This is a genomic window from Bacteroides sp. AF20-13LB (genome assembly GCF_003603065.1).
In the GTDB taxonomy this organism is placed as follows: Bacteria; Bacteroidota; Bacteroidia; order Bacteroidales; family Bacteroidaceae; genus Bacteroides; species Bacteroides uniformis.
The window spans coordinates 70,663-85,044 of record NZ_QTMH01000012.1 but is presented as its reverse complement, the minus strand read 5'-3'; the positions used below and the strand labels follow the sequence as shown (position 1 = coordinate 85,044).

Genomic DNA, 14,382 nt, shown 5'->3' with positions numbered 1-14,382 from the left:
TGACCATATTGGGCAAATTTAATACATTATAGGTAATTGTACTAATTCCCTTGTTTAAATCTTTAGTTAAATTTCCATTGGAATCGTAAGTGTATTCGTTCGCCTGCTTCACGCCGTCCTTGAACTCGAAGCCGCCACCGTAGGCGGAAGCCGCTGCCGCATCGTCCACGCGGTTCAACAGATTGCCACCGAGGGTGAAAGTCAGGTTATCAATCAGTCCGTAACCGGAAGCGGCGGTCTGACCGTAACGTTGCAAGGTCTTGATGTTGCCGTTTTTGTCATAGGCGGTTACATTCTCACTGAAACGGTTGGTGTTTGTATTGATGCCGGCTGTTTCGCCGTAAGTGGCGTTCATCAGACGGCTTAATCCGTCGTAAGTGAACTTATAGCCACGGATAGTGCTCTCATTTCCAGCCTTCCACGTCATGCTGCTGATGCTGCCGTTGTATTTGGCGGTGCCGGTGCCGGTGTTGTAGTACAGATTCTGTGTAAACTTGCTTCCACTAATTCCCGTCAGCCAGCCACGGACATTATAGGCATACGTCAGCTTGTTGGTGGCACTTCCGTGCAGAGACTTGGACTGCAGTCTGCCCAAGTTGTCATACGCATAGTCGGCAAGGGTTATCTTGGTGCCGCCTAATGTATGCTCTACTTTCAAGAGTCTGTCCGCGTGGTTGTAGCTGTAAGTATACATTTCAGTACGAGTGGGCTTTCCGCTTGCAGTATGCGTATGCGTTACAGTAGCGGGCTTATCGGTGAAGGTATATATGGTAGCCGTCACATCATAGCCCCCCAAGAGATTGCTTTGCACGGTCTTTGCCACACGTCCCTTGATGTCATAGTAGTATGCGGTATAAATCTTGTTACTACTACCAAGTACCGTTGCCACACTTGCAGTCAAGGCACCTTTTCCATTGCCCGAAGCATCATCAGGGAAATTGCTGTTATTGAAACCTGCTTGCGAACGGAAAGCGTAACTGTCATAGAAGTGCTGCACAAGTACATTCGTTCCAGAAGTGGTCACTTTGTTGGTACAAGTCCCCTGTTCCGTCAGGCGGTTCAGCCCGTCGTACTTGTAGTACGTCCAGTTACCGGATGTAAGGGCACGCTGGTTGCCGTCCTGCGAGAATACCAGGCGGTCGGCATTGTCATACACCATTTCCATATATCCCGCACCGGGAAGCTTCTTCCAGATACAGCGGTTGCGTCCGTCGTATTTGTACTGAAAAGCATACAAGTCGAGATTGGCCGAGCTCTGGTACATAGGCTGGAGTACGAAACAAAGATTACTTTTGTCGTCATACACATAGTAAGTGTCGTGCGTTTCACTGCCTTTCATCTGACGCGTCAATACAACATGTCCCATCTCATCGGTAAAGGTGTAGCTCACGTTCAGGTCTTCATCGGTGGTTTTAATAACCGAAAGCTGACCGGAAAAATTGCGTATAGAAAGCAAAAGGCAGATGATTCACGAAGCCAAACTGAAAAACAAATTCCCTGCTTATATTCAAAAGACATAAGCAGGGAATCATTTAGTTTATTGAATCAGAGATTCGGGGACTTGGGAACAATGGGGGAAGAACATACACTGAAACAGAATATTTTATCTTATCAAGAAACGTCCAAATATAAAATACCATTCTTCAGAAAGTGCATTATTCGTTTTTTGCCAACTTCCTTCAGTGGATAGGAGTATTTTTTTTATTAACTTATCGTAATTATACTTGGAGTTATTATACCCTGCCCTTTTCACAATTTTTATTTCTCTAATTTTAAGTTTTCTGTCAAAAAGAATAGTGTATAAACAAGAGGCATTCTGTTCATCACCATTGTAGTTTTCCCAATAAAGACTATCTTGGTATTTCCTTAATGATTCGTTTCCACCAATATAAGAAATTTCCGTTGAGACTTCTCGCAACCGCTTCCTAAAATAATAAGAAGTATACATTTTAGAAGATCTTGCAGTATCCAATATCAATTCAAAAACTGGTAAGTTGGTCTCAGTATCAAAAAAGATAGTTTTTTCTATCTTCTTTTTATAGGAACTTATATCACTTGAATATATTATACTTTCTTCCACCAACTTATTTTGTCCGTACAATAATGGCGGAAGCATAATAAACATGAAAAATAGTTTTAATTTAATAGTCATATCCTAATCGTTTTGACATTACATCAGCTCTTTTATTGTATATAAAATTATTGACCCCTGGCTGTCCGTGGCTAAACGGTACATTCCTCAAGTATAAAATAACATGCCCAAATTCGTGTGCAATCCCAACTGTTCGATGATTCAAAGTGCCATTCTTATTAATTATGACTTGTACATGGCTATTGGTTGAACTCTTACCGGAAGCTAACCTCTTGTCAGGTACTAATGTCTGACCTAAATTTCCTTGAATATGTTTTCCAAAAGGGACTCCAGCCTTTGAATACTCTTCTTTTTGATGAGCAGGTATTTCGCTATCATCATCGTCATAAGGAGTACCAAAAGTTTCTTCTACAGTCTTCCCATTCATTTTATATGTATTCTTATCAGATAATGACAGTTCTACCATTTTCTCACTATTGGCAATCTCAAATAAGTCTTTCAGAAAGAAATCATTACTACTATTAGCTTGTTTCGCAATGGAAGTTGGATCCAATATACCATTATTGAATTGCATCTTTATGTTACTACCATCCTGCAAACCATTGTAAATAGCTTCAATAGCTGCTGGAGTTACAATAAGCAAGCTATCTCCATTGATGTCAATGGTATTCACTGGATTATTCGCTCCATACTGATACGGAGACAATGAATGATACTTCTCAGCAAATCTGTCATTTGTCGTAAACCTCCCCAACGCCGCATCATAATGCCTTGCACCGTAGTCATACCAGTTCAACCCTTTCTTCGCATCAAGCTCCTTGCCGTTATACTTGTAAGGCTGCACATTGCCTGTACTTGCAAACACACCACCGAACGGATAGTAATGGTTCGTCTCCTCTACAGTGCCGCTCTGGTTGATGACTACCCGGTTGTTCCCCTGGTGCAAGTAGTAATGATACTTGCCGTCGCTCAAAGTAACATAGCCCTCATCGGTCAGCAACAACTTCCGAACACCGTTCTCATAGACCACGTTTCCGCAATAGTCCGTCGTGGTGGTAGTACTGCCTGTCTTATGGACAGTTTTCAGCTTCGTGCCGTCGGCACCGTATGTATGACTTATCCTACTGCCGTCACTGAAAGTCACCGTACTTGGCAAATTTAAGCAATTATACGATATGTTGCTAATTCCCTTGTTCAAATCTTTAGTTAAATTTCCATTGGCATCGTAGGCGTACTCATTTGCCTGCTTCACGGCATCTTTGAACTCGAAACCGCCACCGTAGGCAGAAGCCGCTACCGCATCGTCCACACGGGTCGGGCGGTTGCCCGCAAACGTGAAGGTGAGGTTTTCAATCAGACCGTCGTAAGTGAGCTTAGAAATTCTTATCATAGAAATAATACTATATGAAATTCCCTGCCTACATCGCTGTATGTAAGCAGGGAATCATTTAGATTATTGAATCAGAAGATTCTGATATTCAGAAGTAGTAAACAAATAACATCCGTTACAACAAAATTTATCTGATTACTAAACTATAATTTCTAATTTTTGAGAGTAGCGCTTCTATTTATATATATATCACCTGATTCACAATCTCTTCTAACAGATAAACCATGTTGCAATAATACATAAATAACATACCTTTGTTCCGATAAACTTAATACACTATTCTCATTATAACACGGAGTAAACCATATATCATCAAAATAAGCTGAAAACAAACCTTTTATTCCTTCACGTTTACAAATAGAATCTATACGATATTCCGGAACAACGACATAGTCTTTCAATTGTATATACGAGAGACTGTCCATTATTAAAGTGTCTTTATCAGATAACTTGATAAAATTTTCATAAAAAGGTTTCGTTATATAGTCCTCTTCATCTATAACTGATACCAATTCAATCTCATCTAATACAACCTTACAAATAGAATCATGCCACGCTATATTAGTTGTTATCATACAAGGCGCAGTAGTAATTAAGTTATTAGAATCTATCGTAGCTTTTTCAGAATAATCATACTTTATGTATAAATATAAAGATATCCCTCCGATAATAATTACTATTAAAATCAGCATCCTACTCCAATAATTCTTTCGGTACTTTTTGGGTTCCATACATCGTTCTTTTAGGTTCACCTATTACTTTTCTTATTCGGTTCTCGGTATTGATAGCGCGTATATCCATTAATAAAATACCGTTTTTCGTCCTTTCATAAGTAGCCACCTTCTTATCAACATCAAATGAATGTTGAAGTTCATGAGCTAAACCTATTCTTGGTGTTCTCATGTCGCTGTCATTTCGGCCTCTTCTCCGATTATAGGGGTTATAATAAATTTCACTACCTTGTGAAATATTCTTTTTTACCTTGTCTGCATTAAACCCAGTAGAGTTATACTCTCCTTTTTTAGGCATTGTGATATAATGTATATTCTTACTCTCTTCTAATTTTCCAATAATATCAGCTACCTTTTTATCATCTTGTTTAAGTTGGAAAAGATCTGCTTTTACATCTTTTTGGAATTTTGTATCATACCCAAAGAGCACTTTTATCTGATCAATTATTCCATTCGCATTAGGTTTAATAATTATGCTATCCCCATTCACATCAATATTCCCAACTGGACTATTCGCCCCATACTGATACGGAGACATCGAATAATATTTCTCGGCAAATCTGTCATTCGTCGTAAACCTACCCAATACCGCATCATAATGCCTTGCACCATAATCATACCAGTTCAAACCTTTCTTCGAGTCATACTCCTTGCCGTTATACTTGTAAGGCTGCACATTGCCTGAGCTTGCAAACACACCACCGAAGGGATAGTAATGGTTCGCTTCCTCTACCGTGCCGCTTTGGTTAATCACAACCCGGTTATTACCCTGATGGTCTTTCAAGTAGTAATGATACTTGCCGTCGCTCAAAGTAACATAGCCTTCATCGGTCAGCAGCAACTTCTGAACACCGTTCTCATAGACCACGTTTCCGCAATAGTCCGTCGTGGTAGTAGTGCTGCCTGTCTTATGGACAGTTTTCAGCTTTGTGCCGTCGGCACCATAAGTATAGGCAATCGTACTACCGTCACTGAACGTGACCATATTGGGCAAATTTAATACATTATAGGTAATTGTACTAATTCCCTTGTTTAAATCTTTAGTTAAATTTCCATTGGAATCGTAAGTGTATTCGTTCGCCTGCTTCACACCGTCCTTGAACTCGAAACCACCATTGTAGGCAGAAGCTGCTGCCGCATCGTCCACACGGCTCAACTGATTGCCGGCGAGGGTGAAAGTCAGGTTATCAATCAAACCGTAACTGGAAGCAGCGGTCTGACCGTAACGTTGCAAGGTCTTGATGTTGCCGTTCTTGTCATAGGCGGTTACATTCTCACTGAAACGGTTGGTGTTCGTATTGATGCCGGCTGTTTCGCCGTAAGTGGCGTTCATCAGACGGCTTAATCCGTCGTAAGTGAACTTATAGCCACGGATAGTGCTCTCATTTCCAGCCTTCCACGTCATGCTGCTGATGCTGCCGTTGTATTTGGCGGTGCCGGTGCCGGTGTTGTAGTACAGATTCTGTGTAAACTTGCTTCCACTAATTCCCGTCAGCCAGCCACGGACATTATAGGCATACGTCAGCTTGTTGGTGGCACTTCCGTGCAGGGACTTTGATTGCAGTCTGCCCAAGTTGTCATACGCATAGTCGGCAAGGGTTATCTTGGTGCCACCTAGCGTATGCTCCACCTTCAAGAGTCTGTCCGCATGGTCGTAGCTGTAAGTATACACTTCCGTGCGGGTTGTTTTTCCGCTTGCCGTGTGGGTATGGGTCACTGTAGCAGGCTTGTTTGTAAAAGTATAGACGGTAGCTGCTACATCATAACCACCCAAAGGATTACTTTGTACAGTCTTCACCACACGTCCCTTGATGTCATAGTAGTATGCGGTATAAATCTTGTTACTACTACCAAGTACCGTTGCCACACTTGCAGTCAAGGCACCTTTTCCATTGCCCGAAGCATCATCAGGGAAATTGCTGTTATTGAAACCTGCTTGCGAACGGAAAGCGTAACTGTCATAGAAGTGCTGCACAAGTACATTCGTTCCAGAAGTGGTCACTTTGTTGGTACAAGTCCCCTGTTCCGTCAGGCGGTTCAGCCCGTCGTACTTGTAGTACGTCCAGTTACCGGATGTAAGGGCACGCTGGTTGCCGTCCTGCGAGAATACCAGGCGGTCGGCATTGTCATACACCATTTCCATATATCCCGCACCGGGAAGCTTCTTCCAGATACAACGGTTACGTCCGTCGTATTTGTACTGGAAGGCATACAAGTCGAGATTGGCCAAGCTTTGGTACATAGGCTGGAGCACGAAACAAAGATTGCTTTTGTCGTCATACACATAGTAAGTGTCGTGCGTTTCGCTGCCCTTCATCTGACGGGACAATACAACATGTCCCATCTTGTCGGTGAAGGTGTAGCTCACGTTCAGGTCTTCATCGGTGGTTTTAACGACCGAAAGCTGGCCGGAAGCATAGCTGCCGTTGCTCGTCAGTGCGCCTGCACTGCTTACGCCATAGTTGATGCAGTTCAACTGCGCGTTAGCCGTACTGTTGGCCAGATAGTCCGTATTGACGGAATGCCCGCCATGCCATGCGGCTCCCGGTCCGTATTCCTTGACGGTACGGTTCAGCGGAGAAGCCTCGTACACCGGCTGGCCGTAAGGACGCGAGTCGTTGCCATAGTTGCTGGGCGCACTGCTCTTGAATGCAGCAGGCGCCACATACTCGGCAGACGAGACTATCGGCAGCCAGGAATTCACGGCACGTCCTGCAACGTCGTACTCCTGCAGCGTCACCAGATTGCTGTTGCTTGCCGTCACCTTCTTCAATACCGTCTGGAACGGACGTCCCAGGCCATCAAAATACTCCACCTTATCCAGGTATTTACCTCCCATTTCATCCAGCATGCTACGGGTACGCACATAATTGTGGCTGGCATCCTGCGCCGCTGTTGTCAGTGCATAGCACAGCAACGCCATGAACATATATTTTCGTTTCATACAATTCTTTCGTTTCATTGGGGTTTGTAATTATACTGATATTCATTCACTACCTTTCCATTATGCTCCTTAACCTGGAACAAGCGGTTGAAGTCATCATAGGTAAAGGTCGCTTTCTCTTTATTCGGTTCTACAATTTCCGTAACACCCACAAGCGGGCGATAGAGATAGGTAGTAACCAAAGCATTGTCGTTGGCAAGCCCGTTTCGCACTGTGTTCAGGACAGCTGTAATGGACGCAGTATTCGCATTGGCCGGCAGTTGGCTGATGCTCGCCGACGAGATTTTCTCTACAGCCTCATACGTCTTTCCTTCTATCTTGGCCACCGGATAAAGATTGTTATAGGCCCATAGGAAGCTCACCGGCAAATTGTTGCGTATATAACCCAGCAGCCGGCCTCTTGAAGTGTACTTGCCAAACCAAATATCCTGCACATAGGCTCCCGCATAATCGGCCAGTGTCTTGGGAGTAGTAGAGCTGAATTTCAACGTACGTTTGGGCAATATCATGTTGAGCGTGTCTTTATATTCCGTCTTCGACGCATTCACCACTTTGCCGGCAGAGAGTTCGACGCGTTCTATGGGTATGCCCACCATATATTTCCCTTTCATCTTGACGGAAACGGCATCCGTAAAGCTGTTTGCATATTTAAACTGCTTTTCTTTCTCCACCCCGTGCTTGTTGCTCTTCAAGGAAGAAAGTACCCCATAGTCAGTATAGGCATATCTCTCTTCGTCCACTATATTGCCTTCAGCGCGATAGTCGGTAGTCACTTTCTTGCTGAGATAGTACGATTGTGCCCACAGATTGTAAGGCTGCATGGTACGGGTAGGATGGGAATAATCCGGATTGAAATAATAGTTGCGTATTTTCGGTGCCCAAACCTCTTCCGAAGAAGAAGGTGAGTAGGTGTACTCCTCTCTCTTCAGCAGTTTATGATTTTTATCCCTATATTCTACCGACGAAAGTTTACCGTTCTCATAGTCAGGCACCGTAGGAATGCCGGCCAGGTATATATCAGTAACCTCATCCGGAACGTTATGGTATCTGTAAGTGGTATATCCCTGAGTATCCATGTCGCCATATGATTCACTGACCGCCGTATATCCCACAAGGTTTCCTCTGGAAAGATTCGTCAAAGGGATATAAGGAGCAGATTGAATCAGTTCATAGTAAGCATTCATCCAGTTTCCCGCCCAACTTTGCATTTGTTCTACATAGACCGGTGCGTTGAATACCGGCTTCACCATCAGCTTTGCATCCTGATATTCAAACTTACGCCAACTCTGGTTACCGTTGCCGTCCGTATTCGTGATGGACTTGATGCGCAGCCCGGCACCCAGGTAATCCTTATCCAAGGGAGCATTCGTTTTGCCTACTATCTCTACCGAAATATTGATAGGATACTCCAACCTTACATTCTGCACTGCCAATGTCACACGATACGTACCTCTGTCCAGTTGCTTTTCAGTGTCATCAGGCCAGGGCTCCATCACATCATAATCGGGAGAAGAGAACAAGGTTCTATAACCATTACCCTCTTTCTTTTCGAGTTGTGTTGTGTAAGTAAGCGACGAAGCAAGATGTTCACTGGGATGAGGTTCGTCATGTCTTCTGCGGATGATAATCTTGGGATTGGCATCGTCCACTTCAAAAGGCTCGCCAATATACATAAGGACAGGAGCTCCGGGTGCCACGGGCGGCATACCGTTGTCTACCAGGTTAAGGGTTCCTTCGCGCAAGGGGGGCATCATAGGCAAAGTTTCAAAACGATGTCCTTCATACTCAAAGGTAGTTGTGCCACCCGTAGGATAGGTGATAGTGCGCAGCGTCCCTATCTTGCACAACGCCTCATTGAATGAACGGTCCATACCTTCTTTAAACAAACTCGTCTTACTGCTCGGCTTTATCGACTCCGACCAATAAATGCTGGGGCTAATCTTTAAAGAAGCAGTCATTGGTGACGCACCGTTGTAGAATCCCCAGGCATCTACAGACAGAGAGCGTTTGGGCGGCAATTTCCCCATATTGTAATCCATGGTATATACATTGTTCTTCTTCGAACCAGCCACATCATATACCTTCGACAATAACAAACGGTCATCATAACCATTGGTAGTGGCAGCCATTCCGCTAAGCAGATATTTATACTCCAGCATGGTGGTCTTGATAAGGTTACCGGCAGTATCACTCACCTTGATACTCGACAGCTTCTGTACCTTTTTTCCGGTTTCCGCACTCTCTATATCCTCACGATCAGTTGTACCGAATTCTACTTTACCCCCTTCAAAAGTAATAGCCGACAATGTCCATTGCTCTATCTTGGAGTATGAGTAATTGTAGTTGAACTTATTGGTGAAATACTGCGGAGATTGTGAAGACAATTGGCCATTCACTATTTTAGACAAAGATATAACGTCTTCTGTAGTAGAAATGGGAGTAAAAATACTTTCTTTTTTGTAACTAAACGTAATCTTTCCACCGTTGGGAGATGTCACAGAGTCAAGCATCCAGGCTGTTACAATCTGCGGTTCGTTATAGTATGGAAATATATGACTTCTAGTTATATCTGTTTGAAAAAAATCAATGGTATTTAAGAAATAGTATGTGATTTCTTTTGTCGAGAAGGAATAGACATATCCTTCCAAGTCCGTCATGGTCCATGTTTTGTTACTTGTATTGTATACCATCTTTACCACTTTTTCTTGTGTTTGGATGGTAGGGACGGCATTCAGTTGTCGGTTGTTCTTCAATACGTCGAAATACATGGAGCCCGAATGTCCGCCTGCATTGAAGTAAAACATATCAGGTTCGGCATCATAGTCACCTTTGAAATAACCCATATACTTCTCCAAATTCTGGTCGGTCACTTCAAATCTGGGATTGGTCAGCCACGGAGCATCAGTAAGGTTATAGCATCCACGTGCTGCAAAGTCGTCCGTACCCTGCACTTGTCTGACGACGCACCCTCCTGCCTGGAGGGTCCATCCAAGGCCAATCCAAGTAGCTTCTTGTGCAACACGTGTTCCGTCCGTATGGTACGATAGTGCAATGGGGAACTTCTTTCCGTCAAGGTCAATCTCGTAAATGGGAATGCTGATTCGGGCTTGCCCCACATAATTGTCAGTAGGTATCAGTCCATACGTTCCCAATGAAGCTGCATTGGGAGATACCGGAACAATCCGGAAGTTGGTTTCAGGATGGCCATCCTGCGAATACATAACCGTTGCCTTCAGTAAAAGGAACAGTAATAAAAACAAGGATATTCTTTTCATGATAAATCGTTGTTATTAGAAAAATTATTCAATATGTTTTGCGGGATAAGGGATGGGGGAGGCTGTTTTCCAAGCCTCTCCCATTCCCTTGCTGGCTTTTCAGCCTCCTACAGTGGCATCGCCTGCACGCCCAGCACACTGGCTATGGTGGCAATGATGGTGCCCACAATTTTCAAGATATCTTTCCAGGTTTCTTTGCTTATTTTCATAATTCCATGTTTTAAGGATGATTGTTTTAAAATTCTTTACTTACCTCGAAGCACGGACACTGCTTCACCCACTCCCACGGCTCCACCGTCCCATCTCCGTCCAAATCGGGACTGAGGTCGCGGTGGCCGCATACACGGGCATTCCGGAACTGTTGTAGCAGCTGGTACACCAGCAGGTGCAGGGCCGAACGCTGCTCCGGCGTACGGGTATCCTTCGGATTTCCCCGGGCATCCAGCCCGCCTTCGTAGCAGATACCTATCGAATACTTGTTGTGACCGCGGCAATGCGCACCGGGCAGTTCCAAGGAACGGGTTCCGAGCACAGTACCGTCTCTCCGGATATAGTAGTGATAGCCCGTCGTGCGGAAGCCACGGCGGCGGTGCTCTGCCTCCAGAGCCTCGGAAGTAAGCGTACAGCCCTCCCGCGTGGCGCTGCAATGCACCACGATGTAGTTGATTTTTCGCATAAGATTAGTTAGTGATTAATGATTGAAGATTAGTAATTTATGATTTGACGATTTACGATGTACGATTACTTTTCGTATCATAAATGCCTGCATAGGCGCGGTTATTTAGCAGTACGAATTTCAATCGTACATCGTAAATCGTCAAATCGTAAATGGCCTTATCCCAACGGATTTTCACCTTGGTCACCGTCGTTACCGCCCGAGCCACCGTCGTTGCCGCCCGAACCTGCCGTGTCCTGAAGGTCGAAGCGCACGCACTTCACCCCGGTCACCAGCGAACGGGTAGACACCGTATGGTCCAGATTACGCTTGGAGGTGGGCAGAAAACGCACTCGTAGTGTGGACTGGGTAGCCGATACCTTCAGAGGGTCTTCCACACCGTTCATGGTGGACTTCATCGTAAGGCGGAAAGTACCCAGACCGTCCAGCGTCACGCTCTCGGAAGACTGCAGGTGGCGAGTCATCACGGTCACCAGGTTGTCGATGACATTCTTCGAGTCACCCGTAGAGAGGGAAGACAATTCCGCAATCTCCTTGGCCACCTGCTCGGTGTCCACATTCCCCGTCAGCACCACGCGGGGATAGAAAAGCTTCTTGCCCTCTTTGTTGGCAAGAACCGACTGAAATGATTTGTAAATTACTGGCATAGTAGTTTTGTTTTAAAAATTAATAGTTTGTCTTGAAATTCAAGGATTCGTTTTTTTCAAATGAAACAGCATTGTTTTATTTTTGTGTATTAAGCTTAACCACATTGCAAAGATAACGCTATCCGGAAAAGTGTGCAAATTAAAAAAACCGTTTTTCTTCATGAATTTATTCACAAATCGAAAACTTTACTTACAGCACAGGCTCAGCAGGTATCGCCCCGGTTGCCGTATCTTGCCATGACTCTCGCGCAAGGCATAGAAGCCCTTCCACAAAGGGTGGCCGATAGCACCGAAATTACTTTTGAGGATAATGGCATACTGCTCTTGCGGAGGAATATGGAACTGCTTCAGATTGAAAAGCAACCCGTCCAGGTTGCGGTCCGTGCCATCCTGCGGCGGTTGCAGTTGCTCTATTTTCCGAAGATATTCCCCCTCCGCGGATGGCACATCCGCGCCCTCAGTGCCCCCGGTTCCGGGGGAACTATGGAGGAGGGGATTTTCTTTGCTGTGTTGTGATGTGCTATGCTCTGCTGTGCTATATGTACCCGATGTCGCATTTTCGGGCTTAAATGCTGCACTTTCGGCAGCGGACGGCACGCTTCCATTGGCAGACGGCACTCTCCCGGCGGCAGTCGGCGCGGCCTCGTCATCGCTCTGAGAATCATCCACCAGACAATAACGTGTGTCTATGGCGGAAGATTTCCGGCGCTTGGTACTGAACAGATACTGCCGCTGTATCTCAGCAGAAGTCAAGATGGCGTATTTGCCGAAAAGGGCGGCATTGAAAATGCCGTACTCCACAGCCAGGGCAAGAATGCGCTTCACGTCGGCAGCCGTCTTTTCATAGAGGCAGGCGGAAAGGTCTTCGTAGAAAAGCTCGTCGGCACACACGTAATAGCCTTCGTCGGCATAAATGCAGGAGAGGGCGCCCAGCAGAATGGCAAAGGAGCCGTCACCCTCACGTTTCATGATGCGGCGCACCAGACGGTCGTGCATGAAGTCTGTGTTCAAGGGGAAATAGTCAAGTCCCCGTTTTTTGATTCTGGACATGGTTTGATGATTAGGGGTTAGTGATTAGGGGGAGAGAGCGGCTTGTATCATTCTATATCACCTGCTTCGCATAGGCGTTTCCGCTTGCGGAGCACGCTTTCGCGCACTACCTTCAAAGCATTCAGAATAAGATACATACGAAGGGTACAGTCCGAAATTTCAGTGATGACCGGATAACGGAGGGGATTGCTTGCTGGAAGTGAGCGACGGTAGCGGGCGTTGCTCATCGCCCTACGGCATTCCTTGCAATAATTGTCGGGGGCAAGCGTACGCTTGTCTACATAAAAAGAATCAACGGGCAGTTCTCTGTGGCAACATCCACAGAAACGAACATTTTTTTCAATAATCTGTTCCATAACCATTTTTTGTTAAGAATTAGTACAATAATATTTTTTCGGCACGCCCCTGCCAAAGATGCTTGTAGGGGCTGTTTGCTGGAAGTATATATCCAGCGTATTCTATCTATACATCCAGCGCGTTGCATCTATACTTCCAACGCACCTCATCTATACATCCGGCAAGGCGGATGCCCATTTTTTCAAATTCGTAAGTATTTTTGCTAAATTCGGATGCTTCCGGATAAAAGACCAGATGTGTATTTTCCATAAATCCCTCCCTTTTATTTGCATTTATAAAACATGATATGTATTTTTGTCCCAACAAAGATAATGCTGTTTTCATTTACAAAACAAACAAATCGGGAATTAAATTCTTAAATAAGACGTAAGACAGTATAAATGAGGAGATAATATTTTCTGAATAATTTACACGTAAAAACTGAAGAATATGGCGAATGACAAAGACCCGGTATTTTGTGCGGCAGACATCATAAAACGTGCCAAACTGGCGAAAGAATTCAAGACAGACAGCGAACTTGCCGCCTTTCTGGGTATATCACGCTCCACACTGAGCAACTGGAACGCCCGCAACAGCATCGACTTCCCCCTGCTGCTGGGCAGCCTGGACGACGTGGACTACAACTGGCTGCTGACGGGAAAGGGCTCGCCTGCACATCATTCAAAATTCTGTGACAATGACTTGGTACAAGGTGAAGTGGAAATACTTCACACACCGAAAACAGCCGACCCTATGGACGACCGTAGCGTGACCCTCTATGACATCTCTGCCGCCGCCAACCTGAAGACACTGCTGGCTGACCGCCCGCAGTACGCCTTGGGGCGGATTGTAATTCCCAATATCCCTGTGTGCGACGGTGCCGTCTACGTCTCGGGCGACTCGATGTATCCCATCCTCAAGTCCGGTGACATCGTAGGCTTTAAGTCCATCCGCGACTTCACCGACGTCATCTACGGTGAAATGTATCTCGTCTCCTTCGAACGGGGCGGCGACGAATACCTGGCAGTGAAATACGTCAACCACTCGGAACGGCCGGACTGCATCCGTCTGGTGAGCTACAACAACCACCACGACCCCATGGACCTGCCGCTGGCGGCAGTCAATGCAATGGCCATCGTGAAGTTCTCGATAAGGAAGAATATGATGATGTAGAGGGCGGCATTATCACCGGAAATTTCGTAAGAAAGCTCCTGGCAAGGACTATTTAACAAGCAAACAGA

The 14,382-nt window shown here is 45.2% G+C and carries 11 protein-coding genes and 2 pseudogenes; 1 reads left to right on the top strand and 12 read right to left on the bottom strand.

All coding sequences use genetic code 11. The features are described from left to right. The 12 genes and pseudogenes from DWX62_RS22340 to DWX62_RS15530 all read right to left on the bottom strand — a co-directional run. Window positions 1-1,456 (bottom strand): annotated as a pseudogene (locus DWX62_RS22340) (RHS repeat-associated core domain-containing protein); the annotation flags it as partial. Window positions 1,457-1,603: 147 nt separating this feature from the next. After that, window positions 1,604-2,152 (bottom strand): hypothetical protein, encoded by a 549-nt coding sequence (locus tag DWX62_RS15575; protein ID WP_005825326.1) that lies wholly within the window; start codon window positions 2,150-2,152, stop codon window positions 1,604-1,606. A gap of 580 nt (window positions 2,153-2,732) precedes the next feature. Then, a pseudogene (locus DWX62_RS22335) lies at window positions 2,733-3,458 on the bottom strand (RHS repeat-associated core domain-containing protein); the annotation flags it as partial. 176 nt (window positions 3,459-3,634) lie between these two features. Then, the gene (locus DWX62_RS15565; RefSeq protein WP_008662344.1) at window positions 3,635-4,213 is read right to left on the bottom strand and encodes a hypothetical protein; all 579 of its coding nucleotides are present in this window, start codon (window positions 4,211-4,213) and stop codon (window positions 3,635-3,637) included. Further along, window positions 4,176-7,157, bottom strand: coding sequence for a DUF6443 domain-containing protein (locus tag DWX62_RS15560; RefSeq protein ID WP_243636279.1), 2,982 nt, complete (start codon window positions 7,155-7,157; stop codon window positions 4,176-4,178). The genes DWX62_RS15565 and DWX62_RS15560 overlap by 38 nt, the downstream gene beginning before the upstream one ends. Before the next feature lie 14 nt (window positions 7,158-7,171). Continuing rightward, window positions 7,172-10,432 carry a hypothetical protein gene (locus DWX62_RS15555; RefSeq protein WP_117720869.1) on the bottom strand — a complete coding sequence of 1,087 codons (3,261 nt, stop codon included), beginning with the start codon at window positions 10,430-10,432 and terminating at the stop codon, window positions 7,172-7,174. Window positions 10,433-10,539: 107 nt separating this feature from the next. Next, window positions 10,540-10,641, bottom strand: coding sequence for a smalltalk protein (locus tag DWX62_RS22025; RefSeq protein ID WP_005825315.1), 102 nt, complete (start codon window positions 10,639-10,641; stop codon window positions 10,540-10,542). Window positions 10,642-10,667: 26 nt separating this feature from the next. After that, window positions 10,668-11,108 (bottom strand): N-acetylmuramoyl-L-alanine amidase, encoded by a 441-nt coding sequence (locus DWX62_RS15550; RefSeq protein ID WP_005825313.1) that lies wholly within the window; start codon window positions 11,106-11,108, stop codon window positions 10,668-10,670. A gap of 158 nt (window positions 11,109-11,266) precedes the next feature. Next, window positions 11,267-11,755, bottom strand: a complete 489-nt coding sequence (locus DWX62_RS15545) for an HU family DNA-binding protein (protein WP_005825310.1) — start codon at window positions 11,753-11,755, stop codon at window positions 11,267-11,269. 186 nt (window positions 11,756-11,941) lie between these two features. Then, entirely contained in the window at window positions 11,942-12,805 is an 864-nt protein-coding gene (locus tag DWX62_RS15540; RefSeq protein ID WP_005834029.1) for a DUF4373 domain-containing protein, read from the bottom strand. 47 nt (window positions 12,806-12,852) lie between these two features. Then, window positions 12,853-13,167, bottom strand: a complete 315-nt coding sequence (locus DWX62_RS15535; protein WP_008662326.1) for a hypothetical protein — start codon at window positions 13,165-13,167, stop codon at window positions 12,853-12,855. A gap of 100 nt (window positions 13,168-13,267) precedes the next feature. Then, window positions 13,268-13,411, bottom strand: a complete 144-nt coding sequence (locus DWX62_RS15530) for a hypothetical protein (RefSeq protein ID WP_225982629.1) — start codon at window positions 13,409-13,411, stop codon at window positions 13,268-13,270. Window positions 13,412-13,591: 180 nt separating this feature from the next. Between DWX62_RS15530 and DWX62_RS15525 the strand changes: the two genes are divergently transcribed. Next, window positions 13,592-14,314 (top strand): helix-turn-helix domain-containing protein, encoded by a 723-nt coding sequence (locus DWX62_RS15525; protein WP_005825301.1) that lies wholly within the window; start codon window positions 13,592-13,594, stop codon window positions 14,312-14,314. Window positions 14,315-14,382 lie beyond the last annotated feature (68 nt).